Raw genomic sequence first — 16751 nt, forward strand, 5'->3', positions numbered from 1 at the left:
TTTATAGTTTCGCCACTCATCGCCCCAGGTAGGAGCCCATGGAAGACGCCGAACTGCAAGCCCTTACGCGCAAACTGGACCTGCTGATCCAGCGCGTGGAGCAGCTCAAGTCCGAGAACCGCGGCCTACGGGCCAGCGAGAAGGCCTGGCGCGAAGAGCGCGCTCATCTGATCGAAAAGAACGAATTGGCCAGGCACAAGGTCGAATCGATGATTTCGCGCCTGAAAGCCCTGGAGCAGGACACATGACCCAACCCAATACCGTAACCGTGCATATCCTCGACAAGGAATATTGCATCGCCTGTCCGACAGACGAACGCGCCAACCTGGAAAGCGCCGCGCGCTACCTGGATGGCAAGATGCGCGAAATCCGCTCCGGCGGCAAAGTCATCGGTGGTGACCGTATCGCCGTGATGGCAGCCCTCAACATCACCCACGACCTGCTGCACAAACAACAACGCCTGGACCAGGAAGTCAGCAGCACCCGCGAGCGTGTGCGCGACCTTCTTGATCGTGTCGATACCGCGCTCACCACCGATCAGGATCAATAGCAGAAGCTGATTGCAGAGCGGCTGATTGGGGTATACTCGGCACCAGCTCCCTGGTGTGTTGGCCAGTCGGTGATGTCCCTGAGCCGATACGCACAACCACGGGGGTTGCAAGTGGGGCCGGTGTGCATGTCCGCCTGACGGAAAGCCTTAACGCCTCCTGCAATCTCCACCTTGAACTTTCGGGTTCAAGGGCTAAACCGACAGCGGCACGACTGGGGAGTCTTCATTTTCATGATCGAAGCAGGCACGCTTTCACGCCCGGCCTTACGCCGCCAGCTTCGTCAGGCCCGCCGCGCCCTCTCCCCCGCCCAGCAGAAACAAGCCGCTCGCAATCTGTATCGCCAGCTTGCCCAGCACCCGCTGTTTCGCCGCGCCCGACACATTGCCCTGTACCTGCCCAACGATGGCGAGATCGACCCGCGCCTGGTGCTGCAGGCGGCTCAGCGACGCGGCAAGGCCGTCTACCTGCCCGTACTCAGCGCCTGGCCACGCACGCATATGCGCTTCCAGCGCTTGCGGCAGCATGAGCAACTGATCGCCAACCGCTTTCGTATCGCCGAGCCCAAGGTCTGCCAGGCGCGCCAACGCAAACCCTGGGCGCTCGATCTGATCGTGCTGCCATTGGTGGGATTCGATGAGTATGGTGGTCGCCTGGGCATGGGCGGCGGTTTTTATGACCGCAGCCTGGCCTACCGGCAATTGCGCAAAAATTGGCAGAATCCGACGTTATTGGGCGCAGCCCATGAGTGCCAGAAGGTCGATCGCCTGGCACTGGCGAGTTGGGATGTGAGACTCGAAGCCGTTGTAACCGATAAGCGCTGGTACGACTGAAAGCCTGCAACGCCAAGGTCGTTAGGGTTGCTGTACCTGGCTGGTAGTCTGAGCGCTCGAGCGCTCCCACATGCTCTGGGTGTAACCCGTGGTAACCACTCCCAGGCTGAACAGAATTACCAGAACCCACAACAGATCGGGTTTACGCTTCTTCATACAACTCCCTTCCCCCTTCCCAGGTGCATTGCTTTTATATGGGTCGCACGCGATGGTCTTTGCCACCACAGCGTCAAAATCAGGCCATTCCCTCTCTGCGGAGGATGACGACCCGATCGCTTTTCTTGACGCCAATCGACAGTCCATTGCGGGAACGATTAACAGTCCGCCAGCAAGGACCGCAAAACAGGAGCAAAGTTCATGCCTTATTGGCTAATGAAGTCAGAACCCGACGAACTATCCATTCTCGACTTGCGCCGCCTCGGTCGCGCCCGCTGGGATGGCGTGCGTAATTACCAGGCACGCAATTTCATGCGCAGCATGCAGATCGGCGAACTGTTCTTCTTCTATCACTCCAGTTGCCCGGAACCCGGCATCGCCGGAATCGCGCGCATCATTGGTGCGCCCTACCCTGACCCTACAGCTCTGGACCCTAGCAGCCATTACTTCGATGCCAAAGCCAGTGCCGAGAAAAACCCCTGGAGCGCCCTGGACGTCGAATACGTGGAGGCCTTTCCCCAGGTGGTCTCCCTGGCACGCCTGAAGGCCGCACCCGGGTTGAGTGGATTAGCGCTGGTACAAAAGGGCAGTCGCCTGTCGGTGATGCCGGTCAGCGCAGACGAATGGCAGATCGTCTGCGGTATGCGCTGACCCGGCCGCTGTGCTATCAACTCAGCTACGCACTTCGGAGTGCAGGCATGCGCCCACGTTTTATCTGGTCAGCACGATTGGCCCTGATCCTCTTGCTGATTGCACTGTGCACGGCCAGCACACTGCTCTGGCGCCAACTGGAAAACCAGCAGCAGGTGCGCCTGCAGGAGCGCGTCAGCTACCAGGCCCGCGCGCTCGCTCGCCAGTTGGAAAGCAACCTGCTCAACGAGGTGGAAAGCCTCAATCGCATTGCCCGCCTGTGGAACAACCTCAATCGCCTCAGCCATGATGACTGGGAAACCGAGGCCAACCTGGCGCTGCAGGGCTTCCCAGCCTATCAGTCGATCCAGTGGGTCGGGCCCGATCTGCAGATGCGCTGGCTGCTTCCGCTGAAAAGTAACGAAGCAGCCGCACATTTCCGCCTTTCCCCTGCGCACCCGAATTTCCCTACAGCCATGGAAGCCAAGGCGACCGGCCAGCAGCGCTTCTCCAATAGCGTGGAGCTGGTACAGGGCGGCAAGGGATTCATCCTGTACACGCCGCTATTTCTGCGCGATAGCCAGGATGACCAGCAATTCGACGGCTTCCTGCAAGGCGTGTTTCGTGTCGAACCACTGATGAACGCCCTGTTGCGTGACCTCGACGTCAACGAGTTTGCCGTGCAGCTCATGGAGAACGGCGCGCCCCTCTACAGCAATGCCCAGAACGCTGGCCGTCAGGCATTCGAACAGCGGGTGCCGTTGCAGCTCCTCAATAACCGCTCGTTCAGCCTGCAACTGAGCCCCACGGATCTGCTCATCGAGCGCCTCAGTACGCCGCTGCCGGAGGTCGTCCTAGGTGCCAGCCTGGCTATCAGCCTGCTGCTCGTCGCCGCCCTGGCACTGGCCCTGAGCAATGCCCAACGCAGCCACGCCCTGCAACGAGCCAATCAGCGCCTGAGCGAAGAAGCCGAACGCCGCGCGCAGATCGAGCGCAACCTGAGCGACAGCCGTGAGCGCCTGCAACTGGTGCTCGACCTCACCGATTCCAGCCATGACAGCCTGTTCATCTTCGATACCCAGAGCCGCGAATTGCTACACATGAACCAGGTCACCTACAGCAGCCTGGGCTATCACGCCGACCAATTCGCCCAACTGCTGCGAGAGCATCCAGAGCAGTTGCTGCCCGGCTACCAGCAGTGGCTCGAACAGGTGCGCACCGCCCAGCGCGAGGGCACTTCGCGGATATTTCAGCATGAAATGTGTCGCCATGACGGCAGCCGACAGGCCGCCGAGATCAATACTCAACTGGTCCGCCTGAATGAACGCGAGTACCTGATCGCCGTAGCGCGCGACAACAGTGAACGCCTGGAGCTGGAAGCACAGTTGCAGCGCCTGTCACAACTGGACGGATTGACCGGCCTGTACAACCGCCGCTACTTCGATCAGTGCCTGCAGACCGAATGGCGCCGCCTGCGGCGCATCGATGCACCACTGACGCTGCTCATGCTGGATATCGATCACTTCAAGGCCTACAACGATGCACTCGGCCACCTGGCCGGCGACGATGCCTTGCAGAAGGTAGGCGCCATTCTCCGGCAATGCCTGCAACGTGAAGGGGATGTGGCGTGCCGTTATGGCGGAGAGGAATTCGTCATCCTCCTCGCCAACACCACGCTGGAAGGCGGCGAACACCTTGCCGCGCGCGTACACGCCATGCTCGCCGAACTCGACCTGCCGCACCCAGCCAGCCCGGTCGGACGCTTGAGCGTAAGCATCGGCCTGGCGCAGACCGATCCGGTCTGCGAAGAACATCCCGCCACGCTTGTCGCGCGTAGCGACCAGGCGCTGTATCGCGCCAAACACCAGGGGCGCAATCGCACCCAACTGTGGGCGCGGGGCGACAACAGCGGTGTCGCCCCGCAGTCGGCGTAAGCGGATTTACTGGATGATCAGGTTGTTGAACAGCAGGTCTTCCACCAGCGGCTTGCCCTCTTCCTGCAGCAATACCGCTTGTACCTGCTTGAGCGCCTCCTGGCGCAAGGCCTCCTTGGCCTCCTGGCTGCTCATGCTGTCCTCGGTCTGCTCGGAGAACAGCATCACCAGTTGATTGCGGATCAGCGGTTCGTGGTGGCGAACGCGCCCTTCAGCCTCGCTGCCACTAACGCGCAAGGCGATATCGGCCTTGTAGAATTTCAAGCGAGGCCCCGAACCGAAGTTGCCCACCAGCGCCGGCACCAGGTTGTAGTAGGCCACCTGCGGCCCCGCCGCATCGCCGTCCTTGTTTTCTTCGTTGGCCAGGGCAGTGAATGGCAGGGAGAGTGCCAGCAGCAGAGCGATCCAGGTTTTCACAGGGAAGACGTCCTTAATGGGATAGCCGCTAGCATAGCCATTGCCGGCCTTGCGCCCAAGCCCGACGCTTATAGGGGGGCATCAGGCAAGACCATGCTGATTGACCGAGGGGGAGCGCCACCTACACTGCTCCCCACCAATCCGCGGAGGAATCTCGTGATGAAAGCTGTTCTGTGCAAAGCCTTCGGCCCGGCCGAAAACCTGGTCCTGGAAGAAGTCGCCAGCCCCGAACCGAAGAAGAACGAGATTGTTCTCGACGTGCATGCTGCCGGGGTCAACTTTCCCGACACCCTGATCATCGAGGGTAAATACCAGTTCAAGCCGCCCTTCCCGTTCTCGCCAGGCGGCGAGGCAGCCGGCGTGGTTGCCGCCGTGGGCGAGAAGATCACCCATGTACGCCCCGGTGACCGGGTCATGGCACTGACTGGCTGGGGCAGCTTCGCCGAGCAGGTTGCCGTACCCGGCTACAACGTAATGCCGATCCCCAAAGGCATCGACTTTCAGTCGGCGGCAGCCTTCAGCATGACCTACGGCACCTCGATGCATGCCCTGAAACAACGCGGCAACCTGAAAGCGGGCGAGACCCTGCTGGTACTCGGCGCATCCGGCGGTGTCGGCCTGGCAGCCGTGGAGATCGGCAAGGCGATGGGCGCCAAGGTGATTGCCGCTGCAAGCAGCACAGAAAAACTGGCCGTGGCCAAGGCCGCTGGCGCCGATGAGCTGATCAATTACAGCGAAAGCAGCCTCAAGGAAGAAATCAAACGCCTCACCGGCGGCCAGGGTGTCGACGTGATCTACGATCCGGTCGGCGGCGAGCTGTTCGAAGAAGCCTTCCGCTCCATCGCCTGGAACGGGCGCCTGCTGGTGGTCGGTTTCGCCAGTGGCGCCATCCCCTCGCTGCCCGCCAACCTGCCCCTGCTCAAGGGCGCGTCGCTGGTGGGCGTGTTCTGGGGCTCCTTCGCCCAACGCCAGCCGCAGGACAACCTGGCCAACTTCCAGCAACTGTTCGAGTGGTATGCCGAAGGCAAACTCAAGCCCCTGGTCTCGCAGGTGTTTCCGCTCGAGAAAACCGCCGAGGCGATCAATGCCCTCGGCCAGCGCAAGGCCGTTGGCAAGGTCGTGGTCCAGGTACGCGACTGACCACCCGGCTCTCGGCCGATCAAGCCCCGCTCCGGCGGGGCTTTTTCATGGCGACGACTTCTACCTGCACTGCGGCTACCGTTCATGGAACAATGCGCCACGCCCTGCTCAGCTAACGGTCCCGTCGATGCACTTGTCTCCTACCCTGCGCCACACCGTCCGCACCGTGTTGCGAGCGTTGCTCGTCCTGCTGCTGTGCCTTCCTGGCATTGCCACGGCAGCCGAGGTCGACGGCGCCAGCATGAACCTGCTCTGGGCACTGCCCTTCGCCGGCATTCTGCTCAGTATCGCCCTGCTGCCCTTGTTCGCTGGCGCGCTCTGGCATCACCACTTCGGCAAGATAACCGCCGGCTGGACGCTGCTGTTTCTCGTGCCGTTCCTGTTCACCTTCGGCTGGCAACCAGGCCTGAGCCTGGGCGCGCACGTGCTGCTCGGCGAGTACCTGCCATTCATCATTCTGCTGTTCGCCCTGTTCACCATCTCCGGCGGCATTCTCCTGGAGGGCAACCTGCACGGCTCGCCCCACCTCAATACCGGCCTGATGGCGCTGGGCACCCTGCTGGCCTCGGTGATGGGCACTACCGGCGCGGCGATGTTGCTGATCCGCCCGTTGCTGCGCGCCAATGACAACCGCAAGCACAACGCTCATGTCGTGGTGTTCTTCATCTTCCTGGTGGCCAACGTGGGAGGCGGTCTCACACCGCTGGGCGATCCACCGCTGTTTCTCGGATTTCTAAAGGGCGTGGATTTCTTCTGGACCCTGCAGCACATGGCCTTGCCGGTCATTCTGCTGGCCCTGCCCTTGCTGGGCCTGTTCTACCTGATCGACCGCTATCTGTTCAGCCGCGAACACGAGCTCAACGAGGAAGACCCGACACCCGATCAACCTCTGCGCTTGCGCGGAAAGTTGAACTTCCTGCTGCTCGGTGGCGTGGTGCTGGCCGTACTCATGTCCGGACTGTGGAAACCCGGTATTGGCGTCGATGTATTCGGCACGCCGGTGGAACTGCAAAACCTGCTGCGCGATCTGGCCCTGATCGGCCTGGCCCTGGTCTCGCTCTGGATCACCCCGCGTGCGATCCGCACGGGCAACGAATTCAATTGGGGGCCGATCATCGAAGTGGCCAAGCTGTTCGCCGGCATCTTCCTGACCATCGCCCCGGTGATCGCCATCCTGCGTGCGGGCAGCGACGGGGCATTGGCGGCAGTGGTCGCCAATGTCACCGGCCCGACGGGCCAGCCCATCGACAGCATGTACTTCTGGATGAGCGGCACGCTATCGGCCTTTCTCGACAACGCGCCCACTTACCTGCTGTTCTTCAACCTCGCTGCGGGCGACGCGCAGGTGCTGATGGAGCGCCTGCCGCAGACCCTGCTGGCAATTTCCACGGGCTCGGTGTTCATGGGTGCGATGACCTACATCGGCAATGCGCCGAACTTCATGGTCAAGGCTATCGCCGAGCAGCAAGGGGTGAAGATGCCGAGCTTCTTCGGCTACATGCTCTGGTCGTGCGCCATCCTGCTGCCACTGTTGGTGGCGCTCAACCTGTTGCTGCTGTAACGCCTGCGCCTCCTGCAGGAGGCGTTACGACTCGCGCGGGGCGTAGGCGAACACGTCGGCACGCATCTGGTGCGCATCCATGCCCGCCTCGACCAGCGCATCCAGGGTGCCGTAGATCATCGCCGGGGAACCGCTGGCATAGACATGCAGTGGCTTGAGGTCGGGGAAGTCCTCGCACACGGCTTCGTGCAACAGGCCGCAACGTTCCTGCCAGTCGCACAGGTCGCTGACCACACGATGCAGAAACAGGCCCGGCTGTTGCTGCCAGTCCGCCCAGTGCGGCAGGTCATAGAAGTCGTCCGGCTGGCGCACGCCCCAGTACAGGTGCACCGGATGAGCGAAACCAGCAGCACGCGAATGCTCGATCAGGCTGTGCATCTGCGCCATGCCGGTGCCGGCCGCGATCAACACCAGCGGGCCGTCCGGCAACTCGGCCAGGTGGGTATCGCCAAAGGGCATCTGCACCTTGGCGAAGCACTCGCGACGCAGGAACGCCAGCAAGCGGATGGCGCTCTCTTCCCGGGCGAGCACATGCAGCTCCAGCTCGCGCCCCATGTGCGGCGCCGACGCCAGCGAGAAGGCCGACAATTCGCCATCCTCGCGTTGCAACAGCAGGTACTGCCCGGCGTGGTAACGCGGCACCTTGCCCGCTGGCGCACGCAGGCGCACGCGGAATACATCGCCACCAACGTCGGTGCATTCGATCAACTGGCAGGTCAGGCTGCGCACCGGCAACTCGCCGGGGGCGAGCACGCCATCCCAGTGCAGTACGCAATCTTCCAATGGCTCGGCCAGGCAGGTGTACAGCTCACCGTGGTCGCGCTCCTCGCCGTTCTGGCGAATGCGCCCTTCCACCAGCAACGCGCTGCACACGTGGCAATTGCCGTTGCGGCAGCTTTGCGGGCAGTCGTAACCCAGGCGGCGCGCCGCATCGAGAATGCGCTCGCCGGCGCGCACGGCAAGGACCGCGCCGGACGGTTGTAATGTGACGTTCATCAATCGATCCCGAGCTCGCTCCACAGCGCATCCACGCGTTGCTTGACCGCCTCATCCTGAACGATGGCACGCCCCCACTCGCGGGTGGTTTCGCCTGGCCACTTGTGGGTGGCGTCCAGGCCCATCTTCGAACCCAGGCCGGAGACCGGTGAGGCGAAGTCGAGGTAGTCGATCGGCGTGTTGTCGATCAGCACCGTGTCGCGCTTGGGGTCCATGCGCGTGGTGATGGCCCAGATCACGTCGTTCCAATCGCGCGCATTGATGTCGTCATCAGTGACGATGACGAACTTGGTGTACATGAACTGGCGCAGGAAGCTCCACACGCCGAGCATCACCCGCTTGGCATGCCCGGGGTACTGCTTCTTCATGGTCACCACCGCCATGCGGTAGGAACAGCCTTCCGGCGGTAGGTAGAAGTCGGTGATCTCGGGAAATTGCTTCTGCAGGATCGGCACGAACACTTCGTTCAGCGCCACACCAAGGATCGCCGGTTCATCCGGTGGACGACCGGTGTAGGTGCTGTGATAGATCGGCTTCTGCCGGCGGGTGATGCGCTCGACGGTGAACACCGGGAAACGATCGACTTCGTTGTAGTAGCCGGTGTGGTCGCCATACGGGCCTTCATCGGCCATCTCGCCGGGGTGGATTACCCCTTCAAGGACGATTTCGGCACTGGCAGGCACCTGCAGGTCGCTACCACGGGCCTTGACCAGTTCGGTCTTGTTGCCGCGCAGCAGGCCGGCGAAGGCGTACTCGGAGAGGCTGTCCGGCACCGGCGTGACTGCGCCGAGAATGGTCGCCGGGTCCGCACCGAGGGCCACGGCCACCGGGTAGGGTTGGCCGGGGAATTTCTCGCACCAGTCACGGAAATCCAGGGCACCACCGCGGTGGCTGAGCCAGCGCATGATCACCTTGTTGCGACCGATGACCTGCTGGCGGTAGATGCCGAGGTTCTGCCGGTCCTTGTTCGGGCCTTTGGTGATGGTCAGGCCCCAGGTGATCAGCGGCCCGACATCGCCCGGCCAGCAGGTTTGTACCGGTAGTTTGGTCAGGTCGACGTCGTCACCTTCCTCGATGACTTCCTGGCACGGCGCATCCTTCAGCACCTTGGGCGCCATGCTCAGGACCTTCTTGAAGATCGGTAGCTTGGACCACGCGTCCTTCAGGCCCTTCGGCGGTTCGGGTTCCTTGAGAAAGGCCAGCAGCTTGCCGATTTCGCGCAGCTCGCTGACTTCCTCGGCGCCCATGCCCAGCGCCACGCGCTTGGGCGTGCCGAACAGGTTGCCCAGTACTGACATGTCGAAGCCGGTCGGGTTCTCGAACAGCAGCGCCGGGCCACCCTTGCGCAGGGTGCGGTCGCAAATCTCGGTCATCTCCAGGACAGGAGAAATCGGGGTCTGGATGCGTTTGAGTTCACCACGCTTTTCCAGTCCCTGAATGAAGTCGCGCAAGTCGCGATACTGCATGCTTGAGCCTCATGTGTGGGGCGTGCAGGTGGGGCGCAAAGTGTAGCGCCGAAGTCGGTTATTCAGAAGGCAGTGCAAATACAAAGGCCGGGTTTCCCCGGCCTTTGCGACAACGCCCGACTTACTTCCGCTTCATGGACAGGAAGAATTCGTCGTTGGTCTTGGTGTCTTTCAGCTTGTCGAGGAGGAACTCGATGGCGGCGATCTCGTCCATCGGGTGCAGCAGCTTGCGCAGAATCCACATGCGCTGCAGCTCGTCTTCGGCGGTCAGCAACTCTTCGCGGCGGGTACCGGCGCGGTTGATGTTGATGGCCGGGAACACGCGCTTCTCGGCGATACGACGATCCAGGGGCAGCTCCATGTTGCCGGTACCCTTGAATTCTTCGTAGATCACTTCGTCCATCTTCGAGCCGGTTTCGACCAGCGCGGTGGCGATGATGGTCAGCGAACCGCCTTCCTCGATATTACGCGCAGCACCGAAGAAGCGCTTCGGCTTCTCCAGGGCGTGGGCGTCGACACCACCAGTCAGCACCTTGCCGGAGCTCGGGATCACGGTGTTGTAGGCACGCGCCAGACGGGTGATGGAGTCGAGCAGGATGACCACGTCCTTCTTGTGTTCGACCAGGCGCTTGGCCTTCTCGATCACCATCTCGGCGACCTGCACGTGGCGGGTCGGCGGTTCGTCGAAGGTCGAGGCGACCACCTCGCCGCGCACGGTGCGCTGCATCTCGGTCACTTCTTCCGGGCGTTCGTCGATCAGCAGGACGATCAGGTGGCACTCGGGGTTGTTGCGGGTGATATTGGCCGCGATGTTCTGCAACATGATCGTCTTGCCGGCTTTCGGCGGCGCGACGATCAGACCGCGCTGACCCTTGCCGATAGGGGCGCAGAGGTCGATCACACGGGCGGTGAGGTCTTCCTTGGAGCCGTTACCGGCTTCCATGGTGAGACGCTCGTTCGGGAACAACGGCGTGAGGTTCTCGAACAGGATCTTGTTCTTGGCGTTTTCCGGGCGATCGAAATTGATCGAGTCGACCTTGAGCAGGGCGAAGTAACGCTCGCCCTCTTTCGGCGGACGGATCTTGCCGATGATGGTGTCGCCGGTACGCAGGTTGAAACGGCGGATCTGGCTGGGCGAGACATAGATGTCATCCGGGCCGGCCAGGTAGGAGGAGTCCGCGGAGCGCAGGAAGCCGAAGCCGTCCTGGAGGATCTCCAGCACGCCGTCGCCGGAAATCTCTTCGCCACTTTTAGCGTGTTTTTTCAGCAGGGCGAAGATGATGTCCTGCTTGCGCGAACGGGCCATGTTTTCCAGGCCCATTTGGTCGGCCAGGTCGAGCAGTTCGGCAATCGGCTTTTGCTTGAGTTCGGTCAGATTCATAGAATGACGTAGCTTTGAGGAAGGGGGATGAAAGCACTAGGGCTTTGGAAGCCGCGCCGCGAGAAGGCGACTGGATCGCTCGAATTTATCGAAATAGGAAAGCGTCGGCGACGGCTTGGAGGGTAGCGGAGAAATCGCTACCCGACGGAATGTAACACCGGTCTGGCAGCACGTCCACCCCGCGGCAACAAAAAGCCCCGCATTATGCGGGGCTTTTGCATCATCCGTTACGTGGCGCGCAGGACGCGCGCCAGCAATCAGATGTTGGCGTCGAGGAACGCGGCCAACTGCGACTTGGACAGCGCGCCGACCTTGGTCGCTTCGACATTGCCGTTCTTGAACAGCATCAGCGTCGGGATACCACGCACGCCGTACTTCGGCGGAGTGTCCTGGTTCTCGTCGATGTTCAGTTTGCACACCTTGAGCTTGCCCTGGTAGGTCTGGGCAATCTCGTCGAGCACCGGCGCGATCATCTTGCACGGGCCGCACCATTCGGCCCAGTAGTCGACCAGAACCGGTCCGTCGGCCTTGATCACGTCGTCTTCAAAACTGGCATCGCTGACGTTGGTGATGAATTCACTCATGGATAGTCTCCGTGATCTGAAGCAAAAAAGTGGCGCCATCATAGCCCGGCTTGAACGCCGCCGAAAGACGCAGGCCATTAAGCTTGACTATCGGTCCGTCGAGAAAAATCGATGAAAGAATACGGCAGTACATAATCAGGAGGTTAACATGGGCTGATTGGACCGGCTGCTTTGCCATGGCAGCACGCACCCGTTACGTTTCGAGATCACTGCCCATGCCGCAAACCCCTGCCAAGTCGTTCTCTCTGATCGCCGCCATCGACCTTGGCTCGAACAGTTTCCACATGGTTCTGGCCAAGGCCGACCAAGGCGAAATCCGTATTCTCGACCGCCTGGGTGACAAGGTTCAGTTGGCTGCCGGCATCGACGAGCAACGCTTACTCAGCGAGGAAGCCATGCAGCGCGGCCTCGACTGCCTGGGGCGCTTCGCCCAGATGATCCAGGGCCTACCCCATGGTGCGGTGCGTATCGTCGGCACCAACGCCTTGCGTGAAGCACGCAACCGCGGCGAATTCATCCGCCGTGCCGAGGCGTTGCTGGGCCATCCGGTGGAGGTGATTTCCGGTCGCGAAGAAGCCCGCCTGATTTACCTCGGGGTCTCGCACACCCTGCCCGACAACCCGGGCAAACGCCTGGTCGCAGACATTGGCGGTGGCAGCACCGAGTTCATCGTCGGCCAGCGTTTCGAGCCGCTGCTGCGCGAGAGCCTGCAAATGGGCTCCGTGAGCTTCACCCAACGCTATTTCCGCGACGGCAAGATCACCGCCGCGCGCTACGCCCAGGCCTACACCGCCGCGCGCCTGGAGCTGATGGCCATCGAGCAGGGCCTGCAGCGCCTGGGTTGGCAGGAGGCCATAGGCGCCTCCGGGACCATCCGCGCCATCGGCCTGGCAATCAAGGCTGGCGGCCTGGGCAACGGCGAAATCAACGTCGAAGGCCTGGCCTGGCTCAAACGCAAGCTGTTCAAGCTGGGCGACGTGGACAAGCTGGATATCGAGGGCATCAAACCCGATCGCCGGCAGATCTTCCCCGCTGGCCTGGCCATTGCCGAAGCGATCTTCGATGCCCTCGACCTGCAACGCATGGACCACTGCGATGGTGCACTGCGTGAAGGCGTGCTTTACGACCTCCTCGGCCGCCACCAGCACGAGGACGTGCGCGAACGCACCCTGAGTGCACTGATGGAGCGCTACCACGTCGATGCCGATCAGGCCCTGCGCGTGGAAACCAAGGCCCTGCAGGCGCTGGAGAAGGTCGCCGATGCCTGGCAGCTCGACGACGACCTGCACCGCGACCTGCTGCAATGGGCTTCGCGCGTGCACGAGATCGGCCTGGATATCGCTCACTACCACTACCACAAGCACGGCGCCTACCTGATCGAGCACTCCGACCTGGCCGGTTTCTCGCGTCAGGATCAGTTGATGCTGGCCCTGCTGGTGCGCGGCCATCGTCGCAACATTCCCAAGGACAAATTCGCCGAATTCGGCGAAGAAGGCGTCAAGTTGTTGCGCCTGTGCGTTCTGCTGCGCTTCGCCATTCTTTTCCATCACATCCGTGGCACGCAGGAAATGCCGCGCGTGCAGATGCAGGCTGGCGCGCAGAGCCTCGACCTGACCTTCCCCGACGGCTGGCTAGAGGCCAACCCGCTGACCCAGGCCGACTTCGAACAGGAAGCCGAATGGCTGAAGCGCATCGGCTTCACCCTCAGCGTACGCTGATCGTCACCGGAACGAAAAAGCCCCGCAGATGCGGGGCTTTTTCATGGTGTTGCAGGCTCAGCGCACCACAGGCGGGGCGGTGAGTTTCTCCAGCAGGGCTGCCTGCGCATTGCGCGGGTTGGCGTTGCCGGTCGGACTGATGCGCACGTAGCGGCCATCAGACTGCAGCACCCAGGCCTGGGTGTTGTCGGTCAGGTAGGACTCCAGTTCCTTCTTCACCCGCAGGGTGAGCTTCTTGCCCTCGACCGGGAAGCAGGTTTCCACGCGCTTGTCGAGGTTGCGCTCCATCCAGTCGGCACTGGACAGGTACAGTTGCTCGTCACCGCCATTGAGGAAATAGTAGATCCGGCTGTGCTCGAGGAAGCGGCCGATGATCGAACGTACGTGGATGTTGTGCGATACCCCGTGCACACCTGGACGCAAGGAGCACATGCCGCGCACCACCAGGTCGATCTTCACCCCGGCCTGGCTGGCCTTGTACAGCGCGCGAATGACCTTGGCGTCGGTCAACGAGTTGACCTTGGCCATGATGTGCGCCGGCTTGCCTTCGCTGGCCGCCTGGGCCTCGCGGGCGATCATGTCGAGGATGCCCTTCTTCAGGGTGAAGGGAGCGTGCAGCAGCTTCTTCATGCGCAGGGTCTTGCCCATGCCGATCAGTTGGCTGAACAGCTTGGACACGTCCTCACCCAGCGCCACATCGGCGGTCAGCAGGCTGTAGTCGGTATACAGGCGGGCGTTGCCGGCGTGGTAGTTACCGGTGCCCAGGTGGGCATAGCGGCGCAGCTCGCCGTTCTCACGACGCAGAATCAGCATCATCTTGGCGTGGGTCTTGAAGCCAACCACGCCGTAGATCACCACGGCACCGGCTGCCTGCAGGCGGCTCGCCAGGGCCAGGTTGGACTCCTCGTCGAAGCGCGCGCGCAGCTCGATCACCGCGGTGACTTCCTTGCCGTTTCGCGCGGCATCCACCAGGGCGTCGACGATTTCCGAGTTGGCCCCGGAGCGATACAGCGTCTGCTTGATCGCCAGCACATGCGGGTCTTTCGCCGCCTGACGCAGCAGATCGATCACCGGTGTGAACGATTCGAACGGGTGCAGCAGCAGGATGTCCTGCTTGCCGACCACGCTGAAGATGTTCTCGCTGTTCTGCAGAAGCTTGGGAATCAGCGGCGTGAAGGGGCTGTACTGCAACTCAGGGTGGCTGTCCAACCCGGTGATGCTGAACAGGCGGGTCAGGTTGACCGGCCCGTTGACCCGGTACAGCTCGCTCTCGCTCAGGCTGAACTGCTTGAGCAGGAAGTCGGCCAAGTGCTTGGGACAGGTGTCCGCCACTTCCAGGCGCACGGCATCGCCGTAACGGCGGCTGAACAGCTCGCCACGCAGCGCACGGGCCAGGTCGTCGACATCCTCGGCGTCGACCGACAGGTCGGCGTTACGGGTCAGGCGGAACTGGTAGCAGCCTTTCACGCTCATGCCGTGAAACAGGTCGTCGGCGTGGGCGTGGATCATCGAGGACAGGAATACGTAGTTGTCGCCAGGGCCGCCCACATCCTCCGGAATACGGATGATGCGCGGCAACAGGCGTGGTGCCGGGATGATCGCCAGGCCGGAATCGCGGCCGAAGGCGTCCACGCCTTCCAGCTCGACGATGAAGTTCAGGCTCTTGTTCACCAGCAACGGGAACGGGTGCGTCGGATCGAGGCCGATGGGGGTGATGATCGGCGCGATCTGCTCGCGGAAATAGCGGCGCACCCAGGCCTTGAGCTTGGCGGTCCAGTAGCGGCGGCGAATGAAGTTGATCTGGTGCTTGGCCAGCGCAGGCAGCAGCACGTCGTTGAGCAGGCCGTACTGGCGATCGACCTGTTCGTGGGCGATCTCGGAAATCCGCGCCAGCGCCTGGCTCGGCAGCAAGCCATCGGGACCGGCCTGCTCGCGGGCAAAATTGATCTGTTTCTTCAATCCGGCGACACGAATTTCGAAGAACTCGTCGAGATTGCTGGAGAAGATCAGCAGGAACTTGAGACGTTCGAGCAGCGGGTAGGACTCGTCCAGCGCCTGCTCCAGCACGCGGATGTTGAACTGCAGCTGGGACAGCTCGCGATGGATGTACAGGCTGCTGTCATCCACCGACAGGATGGGCGGCGGGGCGGGCGCTGGAGCGACTGGCTCCACCTCCGGCGCAACCACTGCCTCGGCTACGTCCACGGGTGTCAGGTCCTGCTCGGCGACAGGGGTGGCATCCGCTACTGCGTTCTTGTTGAGTCCCTCGGTGTTCATACCTCTTCCCAGGGGCTTACTGCCCCGCCTTGATCAATTCTGCCGCACGTACGGCGAAGTAGGTGAGGATGCCATCGGCACCCGCACGTTTGAAAGCAGTCAATGACTCCAGGATCACCGCCTCGCCGAGCCAACCGTTCTGGATGGCCGCCATGTGCATGGCGTATTCGCCGCTGACCTGATAGACAAAGGTCGGCGCACGGAATTCCTGTTTCACGCGCCAGAGCACATCCAGGTAGGGCATGCCCGGCTTGACCATGACCATGTCGGCGCCTTCAGCCAGGTCCGCGGCCACCTCGTGGAGTGCCTCGTCGCCATTGGCCGGGTCCATCTGGTAGGTGAACTTGTTGCCCTTGCCAAGGTTGCCGGCCGAGCCGACAGCATCGCGGAACGGACCGTAGTAGGCGCTGGCGTACTTCGCCGAATAAGCCATGATGCGCGTGTTCACGTGTCCGGCCACTTCCAGCGCCTCACGGATGGACAGGATGCGCCCGTCCATCATGTCCGACGGCGAGATCACCTGAGCGCCAGCCTCGGCATGGGACAGCGACTGCTTGACCAGAGCATCGATGGTGATGTCGTTAAGAACGTAACCGTCCTCGTCGATGATGCCGTCCTGGCCATGGGTGGTGTACGGGTCCAGCGCCACGTCGGTCATCACGCCCAGTTCCGGAAAGCGCTCGCGCAACGCGCGAACCGCCCGCTGGACCAGACCATCCGGGTTCCAGGCCTCAGCGCCATCCAGGGATTTGCGCTCGACCGGGATGTAGGGAAACAGGTCAATCGCCGGAATCCCCAGCTCGACCCAGTACGCCGCATCCTTCAACAACTGATCGATGGACAGACGCTCAACGCCCGGCATCGACGGGATCGGCTCGCGGCGGTTTTCCCCATCGAGGATGAACACCGGCAGGATCAGGTCGTTGGTGGTCAGCACGCTCTCGCGCACCAGGCGACGGGAAAACTCATCGCGACGGTTGCGGCGCAGGCGGGTGGCGGGGAACAGGCGATTGGCGGGGGTAAAACTCACGGCAGACTCCGGAGCCCGCGAACACGGGCACAGTGTGACGGTTATAGACCCCCATTATGACCAATTGATGACGCCAGAGC

At 62.2% G+C, this 16751-nt stretch carries 16 protein-coding genes and 1 other RNA gene; 9 read left to right on the plus strand and 8 right to left on the minus strand.

Going from position 1 to position 16751, the window contains the following annotated elements:
- Positions 1-38 precede the first annotated feature (38 nt).
- From ACWPW0_RS21455 to ACWPW0_RS21470, 4 genes are all read left to right on the plus strand, one after another.
- On the plus strand, positions 39-248 hold the full coding sequence (locus ACWPW0_RS21455; protein ID WP_447594910.1) for a TIGR02449 family protein: 210 nt from the start codon (positions 39-41) through the stop codon (positions 246-248).
- Positions 245-550 carry a cell division protein ZapA gene (locus ACWPW0_RS21460; RefSeq protein ID WP_447594912.1) on the plus strand — a complete coding sequence of 102 codons (306 nt, stop codon included), beginning with the start codon at positions 245-247 and terminating at the stop codon, positions 548-550. Before ACWPW0_RS21455 ends, ACWPW0_RS21460 begins: the two co-directional genes overlap by 4 nt.
- Before the next feature lie 44 nt (positions 551-594).
- Positions 595-773: non-coding RNA, 6S RNA (ssrS, locus tag ACWPW0_RS21465), on the plus strand.
- A gap of 8 nt (positions 774-781) precedes the next feature.
- Positions 782-1381 carry a 5-formyltetrahydrofolate cyclo-ligase gene (locus ACWPW0_RS21470; RefSeq protein WP_454256499.1) on the plus strand — a complete coding sequence of 200 codons (600 nt, stop codon included), beginning with the start codon at positions 782-784 and terminating at the stop codon, positions 1379-1381.
- Between the two features lie 21 nt (positions 1382-1402).
- Here ACWPW0_RS21470 and ACWPW0_RS21475 read toward each other — a convergent pair whose 3' ends face one another.
- Positions 1403-1537, minus strand: coding sequence for a hypothetical protein (locus ACWPW0_RS21475; RefSeq protein WP_447594915.1), 135 nt, complete (start codon positions 1535-1537; stop codon positions 1403-1405).
- Positions 1538-1738: 201 nt separating this feature from the next.
- Between ACWPW0_RS21475 and ACWPW0_RS21480 the strand changes: the two genes are divergently transcribed.
- Together ACWPW0_RS21480 and ACWPW0_RS21485 are read left to right on the plus strand one after the other, a co-directional pair.
- Positions 1739-2188, plus strand: a complete 450-nt coding sequence (locus ACWPW0_RS21480; RefSeq protein ID WP_447594917.1) for an EVE domain-containing protein — start codon at positions 1739-1741, stop codon at positions 2186-2188.
- 47 nt (positions 2189-2235) lie between these two features.
- On the plus strand, positions 2236-4101 hold the full coding sequence (locus ACWPW0_RS21485) for a sensor domain-containing diguanylate cyclase (RefSeq protein WP_454256500.1): 1866 nt from the start codon (positions 2236-2238) through the stop codon (positions 4099-4101).
- A 6-nt stretch (positions 4102-4107) separates the two neighbouring features.
- On the opposite strand, the gene ACWPW0_RS21490 is transcribed toward ACWPW0_RS21485, so the two are convergent.
- A complete protein-coding gene (locus ACWPW0_RS21490; RefSeq protein WP_447594921.1) occupies positions 4108-4518 on the minus strand; it encodes a flagellar basal body-associated protein FliL in 411 nt (136 codons plus the stop codon).
- Between the two features lie 159 nt (positions 4519-4677).
- On the opposite strand from ACWPW0_RS21490, the gene ACWPW0_RS21495 reads away from it, so the two are divergent.
- On the plus strand, positions 4678-5658 hold the full coding sequence (locus ACWPW0_RS21495; RefSeq protein ID WP_454256501.1) for an NADPH:quinone oxidoreductase family protein: 981 nt from the start codon (positions 4678-4680) through the stop codon (positions 5656-5658).
- 127 nt (positions 5659-5785) lie between these two features.
- Positions 5786-7219 carry a sodium:proton antiporter gene (locus tag ACWPW0_RS21500; protein WP_454256502.1) on the plus strand — a complete coding sequence of 478 codons (1434 nt, stop codon included), beginning with the start codon at positions 5786-5788 and terminating at the stop codon, positions 7217-7219.
- A 24-nt stretch (positions 7220-7243) separates the two neighbouring features.
- Here the strand turns inward: ACWPW0_RS21500 and ACWPW0_RS21505 are convergent, their stop codons facing one another.
- The 4 genes from ACWPW0_RS21505 to trxA form a co-directional block, all read right to left on the minus strand.
- Complete coding sequence (locus ACWPW0_RS21505; protein WP_454256503.1) at positions 7244-8215, minus strand: CDP-6-deoxy-delta-3,4-glucoseen reductase; 972 nt, start codon at positions 8213-8215, stop codon at positions 7244-7246.
- Positions 8215-9681, minus strand: coding sequence for a 4-hydroxy-3-polyprenylbenzoate decarboxylase (gene ubiD / locus ACWPW0_RS21510; RefSeq protein WP_454256504.1), 1467 nt, complete (start codon positions 9679-9681; stop codon positions 8215-8217). The genes ACWPW0_RS21505 and ubiD overlap by 1 nt, the downstream gene beginning before the upstream one ends.
- A gap of 121 nt (positions 9682-9802) precedes the next feature.
- Positions 9803-11062 (minus strand): transcription termination factor Rho, encoded by a 1260-nt coding sequence (gene rho, locus ACWPW0_RS21515; RefSeq protein ID WP_447594930.1) that lies wholly within the window; start codon positions 11060-11062, stop codon positions 9803-9805.
- A 257-nt stretch (positions 11063-11319) separates the two neighbouring features.
- A complete protein-coding gene (gene trxA / locus ACWPW0_RS21520) occupies positions 11320-11646 on the minus strand; it encodes a thioredoxin TrxA (RefSeq protein WP_447594932.1) in 327 nt (108 codons plus the stop codon).
- Between the two features lie 215 nt (positions 11647-11861).
- Between trxA and ppx the strand changes: the two genes are divergently transcribed.
- A complete protein-coding gene (ppx, locus tag ACWPW0_RS21525) occupies positions 11862-13364 on the plus strand; it encodes an exopolyphosphatase (protein ID WP_454256505.1) in 1503 nt (500 codons plus the stop codon).
- A gap of 57 nt (positions 13365-13421) precedes the next feature.
- On the opposite strand, the gene ppk1 is transcribed toward ppx, so the two are convergent.
- Entirely contained in the window at positions 13422-15641 is a 2220-nt protein-coding gene (ppk1, locus tag ACWPW0_RS21530; protein ID WP_447594935.1) for a polyphosphate kinase 1, read from the minus strand.
- Between the two features lie 16 nt (positions 15642-15657).
- Complete coding sequence (gene hemB / locus ACWPW0_RS21535) at positions 15658-16671, minus strand: porphobilinogen synthase (RefSeq protein WP_447594937.1); 1014 nt, start codon at positions 16669-16671, stop codon at positions 15658-15660.
- Between the last annotated feature and the right edge of the window lie 80 nt (positions 16672-16751).

The organism is Pseudomonas sp. Marseille-Q8238, from assembly GCF_965111915.1.

Bases quoted from the DNA above. Each gene is read 5' to 3' on its own strand.
- ACWPW0_RS21455 (WP_447594910.1), top strand. From the start codon at position 39: ATGGAAGACGCCGAACTGCAAGCCCTTACGCGCAAACTGGACCTGCTG.
- ACWPW0_RS21460 (WP_447594912.1), top strand. From the start codon at position 245: ATGACCCAACCCAATACCGTAACCGTGCATATCCTCGACAAGGAATAT.
- ACWPW0_RS21470 (WP_454256499.1), top strand. From the start codon at position 782: ATGATCGAAGCAGGCACGCTTTCACGCCCGGCCTTACGCCGCCAGCTT.
- ACWPW0_RS21475 (WP_447594915.1), bottom strand. From the start codon at position 1,537: ATGAAGAAGCGTAAACCCGATCTGTTGTGGGTTCTGGTAATTCTGTTC.
- ACWPW0_RS21480 (WP_447594917.1), top strand. From the start codon at position 1,739: ATGCCTTATTGGCTAATGAAGTCAGAACCCGACGAACTATCCATTCTC.
- ACWPW0_RS21485 (WP_454256500.1), top strand. From the start codon at position 2,236: ATGCGCCCACGTTTTATCTGGTCAGCACGATTGGCCCTGATCCTCTTG.
- ACWPW0_RS21495 (WP_454256501.1), top strand. From the start codon at position 4,678: ATGAAAGCTGTTCTGTGCAAAGCCTTCGGCCCGGCCGAAAACCTGGTC.
- ACWPW0_RS21500 (WP_454256502.1), top strand. From the start codon at position 5,786: ATGCACTTGTCTCCTACCCTGCGCCACACCGTCCGCACCGTGTTGCGA.
- ACWPW0_RS21505 (WP_454256503.1), bottom strand. From the start codon at position 8,215: ATGAACGTCACATTACAACCGTCCGGCGCGGTCCTTGCCGTGCGCGCC.
- ubiD (WP_454256504.1), bottom strand. From the start codon at position 9,681: ATGCAGTATCGCGACTTGCGCGACTTCATTCAGGGACTGGAAAAGCGT.
- rho (WP_447594930.1), bottom strand. From the start codon at position 11,062: ATGAATCTGACCGAACTCAAGCAAAAGCCGATTGCCGAACTGCTCGAC.
- trxA (WP_447594932.1), bottom strand. From the start codon at position 11,646: ATGAGTGAATTCATCACCAACGTCAGCGATGCCAGTTTTGAAGACGAC.
- ppx (WP_454256505.1), top strand. From the start codon at position 11,862: ATGCCGCAAACCCCTGCCAAGTCGTTCTCTCTGATCGCCGCCATCGAC.
- ppk1 (WP_447594935.1), bottom strand. From the start codon at position 15,641: ATGAACACCGAGGGACTCAACAAGAACGCAGTAGCGGATGCCACCCCT.